General features: G+C 71.7%; 14 protein-coding genes. 8 read left to right on the plus strand and 6 right to left on the minus strand.

Features of this window, described 5'->3' with window-relative positions; translation table 11 throughout:
- Positions 1-18: 18 nt before the first annotated feature.
- Positions 19-453 carry a hypothetical protein gene (locus BM076_RS33425; RefSeq protein WP_093717522.1) on the plus strand — a complete coding sequence of 145 codons (435 nt, stop codon included), beginning with the start codon at positions 19-21 and terminating at the stop codon, positions 451-453.
- A 703-nt stretch (positions 454-1,156) separates the two neighbouring features.
- Here the strand turns inward: BM076_RS33425 and BM076_RS33430 are convergent.
- Complete coding sequence (locus tag BM076_RS33430; RefSeq protein WP_093717523.1) at positions 1,157-2,182, minus strand: LacI family DNA-binding transcriptional regulator; 1,026 nt, start codon at positions 2,180-2,182, stop codon at positions 1,157-1,159.
- 298 nt (positions 2,183-2,480) lie between these two features.
- Between BM076_RS33430 and BM076_RS33435 the strand changes: the two genes are divergently transcribed.
- From BM076_RS33435 to BM076_RS33450, 4 genes are all read left to right on the plus strand, one after another.
- The gene (locus BM076_RS33435) at positions 2,481-3,836 is read left to right on the plus strand and encodes an ABC transporter substrate-binding protein (RefSeq protein WP_093717524.1); all 1,356 of its coding nucleotides are present in this window, start codon (positions 2,481-2,483) and stop codon (positions 3,834-3,836) included.
- Between the two features lie 85 nt (positions 3,837-3,921).
- Positions 3,922-4,860 (plus strand): carbohydrate ABC transporter permease, encoded by a 939-nt coding sequence (locus tag BM076_RS33440; protein ID WP_245796624.1) that lies wholly within the window; start codon positions 3,922-3,924, stop codon positions 4,858-4,860.
- A 3-nt stretch (positions 4,861-4,863) separates the two neighbouring features.
- Positions 4,864-5,787, plus strand: a complete 924-nt coding sequence (locus tag BM076_RS33445) for a carbohydrate ABC transporter permease (protein ID WP_093717526.1) — start codon at positions 4,864-4,866, stop codon at positions 5,785-5,787.
- 96 nt (positions 5,788-5,883) lie between these two features.
- Complete coding sequence (locus BM076_RS33450) at positions 5,884-7,389, plus strand: GH1 family beta-glucosidase (RefSeq protein WP_093717527.1); 1,506 nt, start codon at positions 5,884-5,886, stop codon at positions 7,387-7,389.
- A gap of 160 nt (positions 7,390-7,549) precedes the next feature.
- Here the strand turns inward: BM076_RS33450 and BM076_RS33455 are convergent, their stop codons facing one another.
- The 3 genes from BM076_RS33455 to BM076_RS33465 all read right to left on the minus strand — a co-directional run bounded on the left by BM076_RS33455 (position 7,550) and on the right by BM076_RS33465 (position 11,372).
- On the minus strand, positions 7,550-9,046 hold the full coding sequence (locus BM076_RS33455; protein ID WP_093717528.1) for a cellulose binding domain-containing protein: 1,497 nt from the start codon (positions 9,044-9,046) through the stop codon (positions 7,550-7,552).
- Between the two features lie 236 nt (positions 9,047-9,282).
- Positions 9,283-10,671 (minus strand): sensor histidine kinase, encoded by a 1,389-nt coding sequence (locus BM076_RS33460; RefSeq protein WP_093717529.1) that lies wholly within the window; start codon positions 10,669-10,671, stop codon positions 9,283-9,285.
- Positions 10,668-11,372 (minus strand): response regulator transcription factor, encoded by a 705-nt coding sequence (locus BM076_RS33465; RefSeq protein WP_093717530.1) that lies wholly within the window; start codon positions 11,370-11,372, stop codon positions 10,668-10,670. Before BM076_RS33465 ends, BM076_RS33460 begins: the two co-directional genes overlap by 4 nt.
- A gap of 113 nt (positions 11,373-11,485) precedes the next feature.
- Here BM076_RS33465 and BM076_RS33470 point away from each other — a divergent pair, with 113 nt between their 5' ends.
- Complete coding sequence (locus tag BM076_RS33470) at positions 11,486-12,040, plus strand: hypothetical protein (protein WP_093717531.1); 555 nt, start codon at positions 11,486-11,488, stop codon at positions 12,038-12,040.
- Between the two features lie 196 nt (positions 12,041-12,236).
- On the opposite strand, the gene BM076_RS33475 is transcribed toward BM076_RS33470, so the two are convergent.
- Entirely contained in the window at positions 12,237-13,103 is an 867-nt protein-coding gene (locus BM076_RS33475; RefSeq protein WP_093717532.1) for a spermidine synthase, read from the minus strand.
- Positions 13,104-13,148: 45 nt separating this feature from the next.
- On the minus strand, positions 13,149-13,565 hold the full coding sequence (locus BM076_RS33480; protein ID WP_245796628.1) for a hypothetical protein: 417 nt from the start codon (positions 13,563-13,565) through the stop codon (positions 13,149-13,151).
- Positions 13,566-13,787: 222 nt separating this feature from the next.
- Here BM076_RS33480 and BM076_RS33485 point away from each other — a divergent pair, with 222 nt between their 5' ends.
- Together BM076_RS33485 and BM076_RS33490 are read left to right on the plus strand one after the other, a co-directional pair.
- Positions 13,788-15,071 (plus strand): tetratricopeptide repeat protein, encoded by a 1,284-nt coding sequence (locus tag BM076_RS33485; RefSeq protein ID WP_177246745.1) that lies wholly within the window; start codon positions 13,788-13,790, stop codon positions 15,069-15,071.
- Positions 15,072-15,463: 392 nt separating this feature from the next.
- The coding region (locus tag BM076_RS33490) for a transposase (protein ID WP_245796625.1) at positions 15,464-15,763 on the plus strand (300 nt) is incomplete at its 3' end.

A 15,763-nucleotide genomic window follows, 5' to 3' on the forward strand; every position in this document is an offset into this window, starting at 1 on the left:
ACGTCGTAGCCTCCGTTCATGGCCGAGACATGGGACGAGCAGGAGTTGATCCGCGCGGGATTCGAGCGGGTCTTCGCCGAATTGGACCGCTTCGACACGCCTGTTTTCGGCCTCGCCGAAGTCGACGGGGACGCCCACTACTTCCGGCTCGTGGACGAGGACTTCTACGCCGTCTGGCCGGTCGGCGACGCCCAACTCGCCCTCGAACGCGAACGGTGGGCCGTCTTCGCGGCCTGGCACGCCCGCTACGAGGCGGGCACCGCCGAGCCCGACACCCACCCCGGCGCCGGCGGTGTCGACGCCCGCTACGACGAACTCACCGCCCTGCTCCTGCCGCGCCGCACCGCTCCTCCCGAACCCCGCGTCCTGCGCGCCGAATGGCGCGGCATGGACGGGCCGCGCTACCGGCCCGACGGCGTCGACTTCCGCGTCAAGTGGCACCCGGCCGACTGATCTTCGCCCTTCCCGGCCCTACGCCCCAGAACTCCACCGCCTTCTCGATGTCCCCCAGCCCCGGGGAAAGCTCGTGCTTCTCCGTCGGCAGCACCCGTCAGGGTGGACCGCTCCTTGTCCGTCAGGCGGATTTCCTTGACGAATACGGTGGTCTGTCCCGACCTTTCCGTACGCCTGTCGGCGGGACTTCATGGTCGGCCTCCGGGCTGTTTGTTTCTCCCACCCGCCCACCCGTGCGGGTGTGTTGGCGTCTGCGGGCGCCACTCGTCGTGGGTCGGTGCCACCGCGGGGTGCCTCCTCGAGCTGCGTGCGGAGCCGTTCCTCCCTTTGGGCACCCTGGTGTCGGCACGCAAATCTGCGGGGGCACCCCACGGCGGCCCCTCCTCGCCATTGGCGGCTGCCGGCCACTAGAAGGAGAGGTCAAAGACCAGATTCGGTACCCGAGGAATCCGGTGCCCAACCTGGTCCTTGACCTCTCACCCCAGTGGTGGGGAGGACGCCGATGGCGAGGAGGGGCCGGGTCGGGGTGTCCCCGCAGATTTGCGTGCCAACACATGGGTGCCGGATACGTATGAAGGGTGCCGCACGCAGCTCGAGGAGACACCCCGGCCCGGCACCGACCCCCGCACAGGCGGCACCGGAACCCGCACACGCACCCGCACGGGAGGGCGGGCGGGCAAACGCACCCTCGAGAGGGGAAGCCTCAGACGGAGTCGCGTTGGACGAGCTCCGTGGTGAGGACGACGTGCCGCCGAACGGAAGCACGTTCAGCGATCTCCTCGAGGAGAACCCGCGCCATGGTCCGCCCCATCTCCTCCGTGGGCTGCCGCACGGAGGTCAGAGCCGGATCCATGTGCCGGGCGATAGCCGAATCCTCGAACCCGACAAGCGCCACGTCGGAAGGCACCTGCCGCCCGGACTCGCGGAGCACCTGCCGCGCGCCCGCCGCCATGAGATCGGAAGCGGCGAAGACGGCATCGATGTCGGGCCGCCGGACGAGGAGTTCCCGCATGGCGCGGCGCCCGCCCTCCTCGGTGAAGTCGCCCCGGGCGACAAGCTCGGAGGACGCACCGGCGGAGCCGGCCGCCTCGACGGCCTGGCGGTAGCCGTCGAGGCGACAGCGGGCGACGTACATGTCGGGCGGCCCGGTGATGGTGGCGACGGTGCGGCGCCCGCGGGCGAAGAGGTGGGCGACGGCGGCGCGGGCGCCGCCGACGTTGTCGGCGTCGACGTAGGAGACGGATTCGAGGTCGCTGCGCCGCCCGTTCAGGACAGCGGGCATCTCCAGCTGTTCCAGCAGGTCCGGCAGCGGATCGTCCTCGTGGACGGAGACGAGCAGGACGCCGTCGACCCGGTGGGCGGCGAGGTACTGGCCGAAGCGGGCGCGCTCCTTGGGCGTGCGGATGAAGGTGAGCAGCAGCTGCATGTCGGTGTCGGCGAGTTCCGCCCCGATGCCCCGGATGATGTCGGAGAAGTAGGGCTCGGCGAAGAGCCGCGTCTCGGGTTCCGGGATGACGAGGGCGATGGCGTCGGTCCGGTTGCCGGCCAGCGCGCGGGCCGCGCGGTTGGGCACGTAGCCGAGTTCGGCGATGGCGGCCTCGACGGCGGCCTTGGCACGGTCGCTGACGCGTGGCGACCCGTTGATGACGCGCGAGACGGTGCCGCGTCCCACCCCGGCGCGTACGGCCACCTCTTCCAGCGTGGGCCGTCCGCTGTGCCGCCCGTTCATGGCCACTGCCGCCTCCTGTGCTCCACTGTCGCGCCACCTTAGCGCCCGGCCCGGCCGGGACGGCGAAATCGCTTGAGAGCGCTCCCACCATGCGTTCACCGTACCTGCCCGTAGCCCTCCGTTCCGTTCAAGAAGTAACCGCCGCCGCCGTCCGGACACGTTCCGGCAACGAAATCGACTTCACATCTTGACACTGGACCCCCCGAGGCAGGACTGTTCCGGCAAGCCTTAGTGGGAGCGCTCCCACACCCTCACCCGCACCACCGCACGCCAGACCCACCCTGACAAGGAGAGTGGAATGCGCACTTCCGGCAGAACCCGCAGGACCGCCGTCATCGCGGTCGCGGGGCTCGCGACCTGCGCGACCCTGATCACCGGATGCAGCAGCGACAGCAAGGACGACGCCAAGGGCGACAGCGGCAAGTCGTCCTCCGGCGAGCAGATCACGCTGCACATCGGTGACTTCGGTTCGTTCGGCTACGACGACAAGACCGGCGCGAAGCTCTTCTCGGAGTACGAGCGGCTTCACCCGAACATCAAGATCGTCGAGGACAACGTCTCCGACGGCCAGCAGTACTGGGACTCGCTCAAGCTGCACCTCCAGCAGAACAGCGGCCTCGACGACATCCAGGCCATCGAGATCGGCTACATAGCCGAGGCCATCCAGCCGAACCTGGCGTCGAAGTTCGTGGACTTCAAGACGGTCAAGGGCTTCAACGTCGACGACTGGGTCAGCTACAAGGAGAAGGAAGCCACCACCTCCGACGGCAAGGTGATCGGCGTCGGCACCGACATCGGCCCGACCGCGATCTGCTACCGCACCGACTTCTTCAAGCAGGCCGGGCTGCCCACCGACCCGGCGCAGGTCGCCGCGCTGTGGAACGGCGACTGGTCGAAGTTCGTGTCGGTCGGCGAGCAGTTCAAGGCCAAGGCGCCCAGCGGCGTGGCCTTCACCGACTCGGCCGGCGGCCTGTTCAACGCGGTGCTCTCCAGCCAGTCGGCGCAGTACTCCGACGAGAGCGGCAAGCTGGTCTACGACTCCAGCCCCGGTGTGCAGACCGCCTGGAATCTGTCGGCCAAGGCGATCAAGGAAGGTCTGACCGCCAAGCTCCAGCAGTTCGACTCCAACAACACGTGGTCGGCGGCGTTCAAGACCGGCAAGTTCGCCACCGTCGCCTGCCCCAGCTGGATGATCGGCCAGGTCGCGGCCAACTCCGGCCCGGCGAACAAGGGCAAGTGGGACATCGCCCAGCCGCCGCAGGCCGGCAACTGGGGCGGCTCCTTCCTCGCGGTGCCCAAGTCCGGCAAGCACGTCGCCGAGGCGACCGCCTTCGCGCAGTGGCTGACCGCCGCCGCCCAGGAGGTCAAGGTCTTCCAGAAGTTCGGCAACATCCCGTCGAACAAGGCCGGTCTGGCCGACCCCGCGGTGCAGAACGCCACCAACGACTACTTCGGCACCGCCGGAGCGCCGATCGGGAAGATCTTCTCGACCACGGCGAACGCCATCCAGCCGGCGCCGATCGGCCCGAAGGACGGCACGGTCAAGGACATCATCACCAAGAACGGCCTGCTCGACATGGAGCAGCGCGGCACCTCCGCCGACAAGGCCTGGTCGAACGTGAAGGCCCAGGTCAAGGACAAGGTCGGCGAGTAGTCCCGATCGGGGCCGCCCGGCAGTGGCACCCGCCTGCCGGGCGGCCCGTACGTCACCCTCCCCAACCCCCGGAAGGACGCCCCTCGTGGCCACCTCCGCCCCGCCGGCCGGCTGGCGCTCCCGGCTCTACCGGCTGGACACCAAGGCGTCGCCGTACGCGTACATCGCCCCCTTCTTCCTCGTCTTCGCGGCCTTCGGGCTGTTCCCGCTCATCTACACCGGCTGGCTGTCGCTGCACCATGTGGAGCTGGGCCAGAGCGGTTCCGGGACCTGGGTGGGCTTCGACAACTACACCAGCCTCTGGGACAACCAGTTCTTCTGGAAGGCGCTGCGGAACACCTTCACGCTCGGCGTGATCTCCACGGTGCCGCAGCTGCTGATGGCCCTGGGCCTGGCCCATCTGCTCAACTACAAGCTGCGCGCCCGCGGTTTCTTCCGGGTCGCGGTGCTCGCGCCGTACGCCACCTCGATCGCGGCGGCGGCGCTGGTGTTCGTCCAGCTGTTCAACCCCGACTACGGGATGATCAACCAGTTCCTCGGCCACGTGGGTGTGCACGACATCCGCTGGGACTCCTCCAAGTGGCCCGCGCAGATCGCCATTTCGGCGATCGTGACCTGGCGCTGGACCGGCTACAACGCGCTGATCTACCTGGCCGCGATGCAGGCGGTGCCCGCCGATCTGTACGAGGCGGCGGCGCTGGACGGCGCCTCGCGCTGGCGGCAGTTCCTCAGCGTGACGATCCCGTCGATCCGTCCGACGATCTTCTTCACCATCATCGTGTCGACCATCGGCGCCACGCAGCTGTTCGGCGAGCCGCTGATCTACGGCGGCGGTGTCGGCCCGACCGGCGGCACCGACCACCAGTACCAGACGCTGAGCCTGTACATGTACGACAAGGGCTGGCAGGTCGGCCAGCTCGGTCAGGCGTCCGCGGTGGCCTGGGTGATGCTGCTGATCCTGCTGCTCATCGGTGCCGCGCAACTTCTCGTCATGCGGGCCAACCGCCGGAAGCTGGGGGGCTGACCCATGGCTCAACTGACCGAGTCCGTCAAGCCCGCCGACGCGCGCGGGCGCACCGCGCCGCCGCGTACGGCCCGGCGCCGCAAGGTGCGTGCGGGCGGTGCGGGCAAGCAGCACAACGGCGGCCCGATCGCGTACGCGTTCCTGATACTCGCGGCGCTGGTCTCGCTGTTCCCGCTGTACTGGACGGTGGTGGCGGCCTCGCACACCGACACCGACATCGTCACCCCGCCGACGCCGCTGCTGCCCGGCAGCCATCTGATCGACAACCTCAAGATCGTCTGGGACCAGGTCGACATGACCAAGGCTCTGGTCAACTCGACGATCGTGGCGGGGACGGTGGCGATCAGCACGGTGCTGTTCGCGACGCTCGCCGGATTCGCCTTCGCCAAGCTGGAGTTCCGCGGCCGGAACGCGCTGCTGACCATCGTCGTCGCGACGATGACGGTGCCGCCGCAGCTGACCGTGATCCCGCTCTACCAGATCATCACCGACGCGGGCTGGGTCGGTCATCTGCAGTCGGTGATCCTGCCGTCGCTGGTGGCGGCCTTCGGCGTGTTCTTCATGCGGCAGTTCCTGTCCGAGGCACTGCCCATCGAACTGGTCGAGGCGGCCCGGGTGGACGGCGCGCACAGCCTGCGGATCATCTGGCACGTGGTGTTCCCGATCGCCCGGCCGGCCATGGCGGTGCTGGGGATGCTGGTCTTCGTCCAGTCCTGGAACGACTTCTTCTGGCCGTTCATCGCGCTCAGCCAGCAGAACCCGACCGTGCAGGTGGCGCTCGCCGGTGTCGGCTCCGGCAACCACCAGATCGACCACGCGGTCGTGGTGTGCGCGGCGCTGGTCGCCACGCTGCCGCTGCTGCTGGTCTTCGCGGTGCTCGGCAAGCAGATCGTCAGCGGCATCACCGCGGGTGCCGTCAAGAGCTGACTCCCCCTGCTCCCGCCCATCCCCGCCCCTTCCCCTCCCCCTGAGCCCCTCCCCTGCTGACCCCGCTTACCCCTGATTCCTTTGGAGTCCCCCGTTATGACCGCTGTCCGCTCCGAGAGCGCCGAGGGCGCCCCTGCCGACGTCCAGACCGGCACCCATGCCCCGGCCTCGCTCCGCTTTCCCCCCGGCTTCGTCTGGGGGGCGGCCACCGCCGCCTACCAGATCGAGGGCGCCGCGGCCGAGGACGGCCGCACCCCTTCGATCTGGGACACCTTCAGCCACACTCCCGGCCGCGTCCGCAACGGGGACACCGGTGACATCGCGGCCGACCACTACCACCGCTTCCGTGACGACGTCGCCCTGATGTCCGAACTGGGCCTGGGCGCCTACCGGTTCTCCGTCTCCTGGTCGCGCGTGCAGCCGACCGGGCGCGGCCCGGCCGTCCAGCGCGGCCTGGACTTCTACCGGGCGCTGACCGACGAACTGCTCGACCACGGCATCACCCCGGTGGCCACCCTCTACCACTGGGACCTGCCGCAGGACCTGGAGGACGTCGGCGGCTGGACCGTACGCGACACCGCCGAACGCTTCGCCGAATACGCGGCCCTGGTGGCCGGCGCGATCGGCGACCGGGTGCCGTACTGGACGACGCTCAACGAGCCCTGGTGCTCGGCGTTCCTCGGCTACGGCTCCGGTGTGCACGCGCCGGGCCGTACCGAACCGGAGTCCGCGCTGCGCGCCGTCCACCACCTCAATCTGGCGCACGGCCGGGCGATCGGCGTCCTGCGTTCTGCGCTGCCGGCCGGTGCGCAGACCTCGATCACCCTCAATCTGCACCAGATCCGCCCGCTGACCACCTCGCCCGGCGACCTCGACGCGGCCCGCCGGATCGACGCGGTCGGCAACCGGGTCTTCCTCGGCCCGATCCTCGGCGGCGACTACCCGGCCGACCTGCTCGCGGACACCGCGCACCTGGTCGACTGGGAGTCGCTGGTGCACGACGGGGACCTCGCCGAGATCTCCCGGCCGATCGATCTGCTCGGCATCAACTACTACACGCCGACGCTGGTGTCCGACGGCCGCGCGCTGGGCGACGACATCGATCTGACCCGCAACGACGGCCACGGCGCCAGCGACCACTCGCCGTGGCCGGGTTCCGAGCACGTGGCGTTCCACCTGGCGCCGGGCGAGACCACCGCGATGCGCTGGGCGGTGGACGCGACCGGACTGTACGACCTGCTGACCCGGATCCAGCGGGAACACCCGTCGCTGCCGATGATGGTCACCGAGAACGGCGCCGCGTACGACGACTACATCTCGCCCGAGGGCACGGTCAACGACCCCGAGCGGATCGACTATCTGCGCGGCCACCTGTCGGCGGTGCACCGGGCGATCGCCGACGGCGCCGATGTCCGCGGCTACTTCCTGTGGTCGCTGATGGACAACTTCGAGTGGGCGTACGGCTACAGCAAGCGTTTCGGCGCGGTCTACGTGGACTTCGGCACCCAGCGCCGGATCCCCAAGCAGAGCGCGCACTGGTACGCGGCCGTCGCCCGCGACAACGTCCTTCGGGCAGCCGCGGAGGAGGACGCGGCCTCCTGAGGGGACGGAAAAAAGGAGCGGTACGGACAGCTCGAGGGTGCTGTCCGTACCGCTCCGCGCTCCTCCCCCGTGGGGGTGGGAGAGGAACGCCCTTGCGGGGTCCGCGCGCCGGTGGTCAGGCGGCGCACGGGGGTTACGCGTACGGCCGGTTGACGGAGTGTCAGCCGGTGTACGCGGCGAAGGCCTTGGAGAAGGCGCCGGCGCTCTGGGTGATCGAGCTGCACGTGGCGCTGGCCCAGCTCTGGGCGCCGCCGTCGCACTGCTTGTCGCGGGTCGCGGACCACATCGACAGCCACGCCAGGTGCTTGGTCTTCGCGAAGTTCACCAGCTGGGTGGCGTCGGCGACGGTGAAGGTCTCACTGGCCACGTCGTTGACGCCGATCATCGGTGTGACCGCGATCTTCTTCCAGGCCGCGTCGTCGGAGATCCCGAGCACGCTCTTGACCTGTGCCTGCGTGGCGGTCGCGCCGTCGATCGCGTACTGGCCCATGTCGCCGGAGAACGAGGCCCCGTAGTCCATCGCCATGATGTTGACGGCGTGGATGTCGACGCCGTTGCTCTTGGCGCCGCTCAGCAGATTGATGCCGTCCTGGGTGAGGCCGGTCGGCATCGCGGGCAGCGTGTAGGAGACCTCGAGGCCGCTGTGGCTCTTCTGGAGCTGTGAAATGGCCTGCGCGCGGCGGTTGTTGGCGGCGGTGTCGGCGAGCGCGCCGCCCTCGATGTCGAAGTCGACCTTGGTGAGCTTGTACTGGTCGACGACCTTGCCGTACGCCGCCGCCAGGTCGGAGGCCGAGGAGCAGGCCGCCGCAAGTTCGGTGCCGTTGGCCCCGCCGAAGGAGACCCGGACGTCGCCGCCGGCCGACCGCAGCGCGCCGATCTGCGCGGCCACCGCGTCGCTGCCCAGGTCCGAGACGCCGCCCCACTTGGGGACGCAGCCGCCGCCGGAGAGCACGAAGGCGAGGTTGAACTGCTTGACGCCGTTCGCCTTCGACGCACCCACCAGGTCGTACGCCGGGTACAGCGAGGTGTCGACGTACGGGCTGAAGCCGCCCGAGGTGCCGGTGCCGCTGCCCGGGGTGGTGGTGGGCGGGGTGGTCGGCGGCGTCGTGGGCTGCTGCGTCGGCTTCTGGGTGGGGGTCGGGGTCTGCGTCGGCTTCTGGGTGGGCTTCTGCGTGGGGGTCGCGGTCTGCGTCGGGTGGCCCGTCGGGGTGGGGGTCGGGCCGTCGGACACCGAGCACTTCGCGTTGTTGATCAGGCAGTTGACCGGGTCGCCCGCCTTGCCGGTGGAGGCCGCGACGAAGCCGACGTCGATGGTGGCGTGCGGGGCGACCGTGGTGTTCCAGCTCGCGGCGGTGACCGTCACGGTGCTGCCGGACATCTTGTACTCGCCGTTCCACAGCGAGCTGATCCGGGTCCCGGCCGGGAGGTCGAACTTCAGCGTCCAGCCGGTGAGCGCGCTGCCGGAGGAGTTGGTGATCGCGTACTGGCCGGTGTAACCGCCGTCCCATCCACTGGTCTTGGAGTACACCGCCCCGACCGGCGCGGCGCTCGCCGACCCCGCCAGCGCGAACGCGCCTCCGGCGACGGCGGCGACGGCGGTCAGTCCGCCTATGAGCTGGACCTTCCGGCTGGGGCGACGGCGGTGCGTTGATGCCATGTTCGTGCCTGCCTCTGTGTGTCGGGGGGAGGTGGCAGCACGCTAGCGCCCGCGGAACGGACAAATGCCCTGGTCCGGGGCGTGGGGGCGGTTCTTATGGCGCGCTTAAGGCAGCGAAAGGGAGGCGTTAAACGTGACGCCGGCGACAGGACCGCGGTGGTTCGGCGACCGGTCAGGCCATGACATGGGTGCCGGACCAGGCCATGACCTGGGTGCCGAACCCGCCGGATACGGAATCAGCCCGTCCGGCGTTTGAGGGCGGCACGGCGGTGCCCGGACGACGAGGGCGGCGGGGTGTCGCGGGACAGCGCGAGCCACAGCCGGATCTCGGCGCCGCCGAGGACGCTGCGGCCCACGGCCAGGTCACCGCCGGTCGACTCGGCGACCCGGCGCACGATGTCCAGGCCGAGCCCCGTGGAGCCCTGGCCGCCCGCGCCGTGACCGCGGCGCAGCGCCGCGTCCGGATCGGCGAGACCGGGACCCGCGTCGGAGACCAGCACGATCACGGCGTCGTCGCCGCGGTGCACGTCCACCGCGAAGGCGGTGCCCTCGGGGGTGTGCCGGAAGACGTTGCCGAGCATGGCGTCCAGCGCGGCGGCCAGGTCGGCGCGCGCGACCGGCACCAACGCCGGCCGGTCGGCCCCCGCGGAGCGGACCTCGCGGCCCTCGTCCTCGGCGAGCGCGGACCAGAAGGCCATCCGCTCCCGGATCACCTCGGCCGCGTCGCAGCCCGCGGCGCTGCCACCGCCGGCGCCCGTACCCGCCCGGTCGCCGCGCTGGGCGCGGGCGGCGCGGATGATCTGGTCGACCTCGCGTTCCAGTTGGGCGACGGCCGCCCGCGTCTGGTCGGCGGCCGGGCCCTCGCCGAGGGAGGCGGTGTTGAGCCGCAGCACGGTCAGCGGGGTGCGCAGCCGGTGCGACAGGTCGGCAGCCAACTCCCTTTCGTTGGCGAGGAGTTCGACGACACGGTCGGCCATGGAGTTGAACGCGGCGGCGGCCGAGCGCAGTTCGCTCGGACCGGCCTCCGGCACCCGGACCGCGAGGTCGCCCTCGCCCAACTGCTCGGCGGCGCCCGCCAGTCGGGCCGCGGGCCGGACCATGCGGGTGCCGAGCCGGTCCGCGATCGCCACCGAACCGACGATCAGGCCGAGGCCGACCCCGGCCAGCACCAGCCACGCGGTGGTGACACCGCGGTTGATGTCGCCGTACGGCACGAACACCTCGACCACCGCGACCGTCCCGGAGCTGACGGCGGTCGGCTGGAGCAGCGCGTATCCGCCGGGGACCCGTACGGTCGCGGCCTCGCCGTACGCGGACGCCGTGTGCAGCGCGGTCTCGGTGGCGTGCGGGGTGCCGATGCCGACGGCCGGGGACTGGGTGGTGGCCGGGATGCGCAGCGCGATCCGCGACTCGGCGCCGGCCTGGGTGCTGGCGATGGCGCGCTGGAGTTCGGCGCGGTCGGTGGTGATGGCCAGGGCGGGGCCGATCGCGGCGGCCTGGCGTTCGGCGTTGGTGAGCGCCCGGTCGCGGGCCAGTTCCTTCACGACCAGGCCGAGCGGCACGGCGAAGGCGATGACGACCATCGCCGTCACCGCCAGGCTCACCTTGATCAGCGCCCATCTCATGCCGGCGGCACCGCGGTCGGCGGTTCGAGCTTGACGCCCACCCCGCGCAGGGTGTGCAGATAGCGCGGGTTCGCGGCGGTCTCGCCGAGCTTGCGGCGCAGCCACGACAGGTGGACGTCGATGGTCTGGTCGTCGCCGTACGACTGCTGCCAGACCTCGGCGAGCAGTTCGCGGCGGGCGACGACGACGCCGGGGCGGGCGGCGAGGAAGGCCAGCAGGTCGAATTCGCGGCGGGTCAGGTCAAGCACGGCGCCGTCCAGGACGGCCTGCCGGCGGCGTACGTCGATGTGCAGGCCGCCGACGTGGATCAGCGCGTCGGCGGCGGGTGCCGCGGACCGGCTGCGGGCCCGGCGCAGCACCGCGGAGAGCCGGGCCGACAGGTGCTCGACGGAGAACGGCTTGATCAGGTAGTCGTCCGCCCCGGCGTTGAGCAGCCGTACGACCTCGGCCTCGTCGTCGCGCGCGGTGGCGATGATCACCGGTACGTCGCTGAGGCCGCGCAGCATCTTCAGCGCCTCCGACCCGTCGAGGTCGGGCAGGCCGAGATCCAGGATGACGACGTCGAAGCCGACCTGGGCGACCTCCCGCAGCGCCTCCAGAGCCGTACCCACACTGCGGACGGTGTGGGACGCCTCCGTGAGGTGCCGGATGAGGGCGGACCGCACGAACTGGTCGTCCTCGACCACGAGCACACTTGCCATGCGCCGCAACCTAGCCCATCCGGGGGAACAGACACCGGTGTGCGGCCGGATCGGTGGGCGCACACCGGGGCGCATCGGACGCGTGTACCGGTGGTTCACGCGGGTGCGGCAGTATGGCGCGCGTGCACAGAGGACTGTTCCATGTCGGCGCCTGGGCGCTGGCCACCGCGGCGGCCGTGACGCTGTCGTGGTTCGGTGTGCATTCGGTGCTGCGCACGGCGTACGACCCGCCGCGCGCGCTGCCCATCTCCGACGTGGACGGGCCGCCGGTCGCCTCCTCCACGCACCGCCCGAAGCCGCCGGCCACGGTGACGGCCCGCACACCGACGCCGGGCCGTACGCGTACGGCGCCGCCGACCGCGGGCCGCGGCGCGGCGAAAACCCCGCCGAAGACCCCGCCGGGCACCCCGAAGGCCACCGCTTCGGCGAGCGGGGACACCGGCAATGTGCACAGCTACACCGTCGACGGCGGGCGCGTCGCCCTCGATCTGGCGCCCGCCTCCGCCTCCCTGGTCTCCGCGACGCCCAATCCGGGCTGGAAGATGCAGGTCTGGACCCAGGACGGCTGGCTCCGGGTCACCTTCACCCAGACCTCGGGCAGCGGCTCCTCCTCCGTCTTCTGCACCTGGAACGGCCACCCGCCCACGGTCCAGGCGTTCGAGGACTAGCGCGCTGCGCGCGCGGCTCACGAGACGGGGGCCTCCGGCCCACGTGCACCCCCACCGGCCTGCGGCCGGGCCGCATACGGCGGGGCTGGTGATCCCCTACGGCGCCCGCACCGGGCGGCCCGTGGACCGGCGCCATACGTCGCGGCCTGGGATTCGGCCCCGGGGACGGGGGTCGTGGTGATCCGCCGGACGGGCGTCAGCAGAAGACGGATTCCGGTGGGGCCGGGGAGGGGGCCGCGGTGGCGTCCGTGGTGATGGGGGCGCCGGCGGCGAAGGCGGTGAGGGGCGGGCCGTGGTCGACGCGGCCGGGGTGGGGGTCGGAGGCGACGCGGCGGGTGAGTTCGGCGACCGGCAGGGGCTGGTCGGCGGCGTAGAGGATGAGATTGCCGAAGCGTTTGCCGCGCAGCACGGCGGGATCGGCGGCCAGGGCGACCTCGGCGAAGGCGGCCCGGACGGTGGCGATCTGGGCGCGCAGGAAGTCCAGCCGGCCGCCGTCGGCGAGATTGGCGGCGTAGTGGCCGCCGGGCCGCAGCACACGGCGCACCTCGGTGAGGAATTCGGCGCTGGTGAGGTGGGCGGGGGTGCGGGCGCCGCCGAAGACGTCGGCGATCACCAGATCCGCCCAGCCGTCGGGCAGTTTCGCCAGCCCCGCGCGGGCGTCACCGCCGCGGACCTTGATCCGCCAGGTGCGGTCCCACGGCAGCCGGGCGCGGACCAGTTCGACCAGCGCGGTGTCCAGCTCCACGACCTGCTGGGTGGAGCGCGGCCGGGTGTGCGCGGTGTAGCGGGCCAGCGTCAGCGCGCCGCCGCCCAGGTGCAGCACCCGCAGCGGGCGGCCGGGCGGCGCGGCCAGGTCGATCAGGTGGCCGAGCCTGCGCTGGTAGGAGAAGTCCAGGTGCGCGGGGTCGGCGAGGTCGACGTGGGACTGGGGTGCGCCGTCGATGAGCAGCGTCCAGGCGTCGGGCCGCTCCCGGTCGGGCACGAGCGTGGCGAGCCCGCCGTCCACCGGTGCCTCGACCGTGTCCGGGGTGCGCGCCCTGCCGCCCTGCCGCTTGCCTGCCATGCCCCGATTATCCGGGACGGCACCGGGCCCGCCGGTCGGGCCCCGCTACGGGCGGCGGTGGTCGGCGGGGCGGAAGCCGTCGGCCAGCTCGATGGTGCGGGCCGCCATGCCGAGGGCGGCCCGCAGCACGGCCGGGTCGGTGACGGCGGTGTCGGTGTGCGGCGGCACCAGCCAGCCGGTGTCCTCCACGGGCGGCTCGTCGCCCAGGACCAGGCCGCGGCCGTCGGTGCTGGTGCAGGAGCTGCCGGGCACGTCCCAGCAGTCGGCGGTGCCGGGCGGGACGAGGAAACCGAGGCTGTCGCCCGCGTTGTCGTGCAGGACGGGGCCGACGCCGCTGCTCAGCCGCAGGATGTCGACGGCTTCGAGTCCCTGCCTGGCCGGCACCGTCACCAGATCGCACGGTGGCGGCAGCTCGCTGCTCTCCGTCCTCGGACCCGACGTGTGTGACCCGCTGGTGTCCAACAAGGCAACTCTCCTCACGCTGACGATGGGATCGGCACCACACCGATATCAACGCGCCCCGGCGTCAACGGCTACGCGTGAATGACGCCGTAAGGGGTGGCGTTTCATGGCGGATAGCGCGTGAGATATCCCGTTTGTCGCCAAATCGGGTGCTTCCGGGGGCCCGGTCACGGGTACGGTCGTGCCCGCCGCCGAGCGGCACCGTCCGTCCGGGAGTCCGTCATGACGCCGTCCCCCGCTTCGCCGCGCCCCGCATCGCCGCGCGCCGCCGCGGCCCCCTCCACCGCCTACGCGCCCAACACCGCCTTCCGGCAGTTGCGAGGCGACCGGTCGCCGGGTGAATTCGCCGCCGCCGTACGGCGGGCCGCCCGCGAGATCGGCGAGCACGTGAGCTGCGACGCCCGCTACATCGGGCGCCTGGAGTCCGGCGAGATCCGCTGCCCCAACTACGCCTACCAGCGCGTCTTCCACCACATGTTCCCCGGGCTCGGCTCCGCGGAACTGGGCTTCGCACCGCGGCGGACGGTACGGGGCCGCCGCCGCTCCCCCGACCCCGGCCCGTCCGATCCCACGTACGAGGAGAGCGACGTGCTGCGTCGCGCGTTCATGACCGGCGGCACCGTCGCCCTGGCCAGCACGCTGGTGCCCGCGCAGGGCGGCCGGGACCGCGGCAGGACCGGCCGCCGCGCCGGTTCCGCCGAGGTGCGCGCCGTCCACGAGGCCGTACGGCAGATCCGGCTGGCCGACGACCGGCACGGCGCCGACGGCCTCTACGCCGACGCCGGGGACACCCTGCGCGGCGCCTACCGGCTGCTCGACGAGAGCAGCCACGGGCCGGCCGTCGCCGCCGGCCTCGCCTCCGGCGCCGGCGAACTGGCCATCTCCGTCGGCTGGTTGGCCCATGACTCCGGGCGGCTCACCGAGGCCCGCTCCTACTACGCCGAGGCGCTGGCCACCGCCCGGGTCGCCGGGGACGCCGCCCTCGAAGCGCACGCCTTCTGCAACACCGCTTTCCTCGCCCGCGACGCCGGGCGCCCCCGCGAGGCGGTGCGCGCCGCCGAGGCCGCCCAACTCCTCGCCCGGTTCGCCGGTTCGCCGCGTCTGCTGTCGCTGCTGGCGCTGCGCGAGGCCGGGGGCCGGGCCGGGCTCGGCGACCGGCGCGGCTGCGAACTCGCCCTGGCCCGCGCCCATTCGCTCTTCGCCGCCGGGCCCCACGAGGCCGACCCCGCCTGGATGACCTTCTTCGGCGAGGCCGAACTGTCCGGGCTCGCCGCCCAGGCCTGGTCCGCCCTCGGCGCCCACTCCCGCGCGGCGGACGCCGCGCGGGAGGCGGTCCGCCTCCAGGACCCGCACTTCACCCGCAACATCGCTCTCTACGAGGCCGAACTCGCCCTCAACCTGGCCGCGTCGGGACGCCTCGACGAGGCGGAGGCGGCGCGCTCGCGCGCTCTGTCCTTGCTGGGGCATGTCCGCTCTTCCCGCATCCGCGCCATGCTCACCGCGTAGTTCCTGCCGTTTTTGCCCGCCCGCCCTCCCGTGCGGGTGCGTTGGCGGGTTCCGGTGCCGCCTGTGCGGGGGTCGGTGCCGGGCCGGGGTGTCTCCTCGAGCTGCGTGCGGAACCCTTCGTACGTATTCGGCACCCATGTGTCTGCACGCAAATCTGCGGGGACACCCCGACCCGGCCCCTCCTCGCCGTCGGCGTCCTCCCCACCACAGGGGTGAGAGGTCAACGACCAGATTCGGCACCCGGGGGCTCCGGTGCCCAACCAGGGGTGCCCATGGGTGACCCGGGGCGACATGGGTACCCATGGGGCACCGGATCTCGGGGGCACCCATACGGTCTTTGACCCCTCCCCCCTAGGGCGTTTCTTTCAGATCATCGGATCGTTGGTCTGGGTGTGTCGTTGACTGATGCGCAGTGGGCGCGGATTGAGCCGTTGCTGCCTGATCGGACGCCTCGGCGGGGTGGGCGGTGGCGGGATCACCGGCAGGTGATCGACGCGATCGCGTTCAAGTACCGCACCGGGACGCCATGGATGGATCTGCCCGAGCACTTCGGATCGTGGAAGGGCGCTCACAACCGGCTGCGGATGTGGGCCGCGGACGGGACCTGGGAGAAGGTCTTCACCGCACTGCTGGCCCAGGCCGACACCGAAGGCGACCTCGACTGGGTCGTCGCGGTCGACTCCACGATCGTC

This window comes from Actinacidiphila alni (genome assembly GCF_900112845.1).
GTDB classification, from domain to species: Bacteria; Actinomycetota; Actinomycetes; order Streptomycetales; family Streptomycetaceae; genus Actinacidiphila; species Actinacidiphila alni.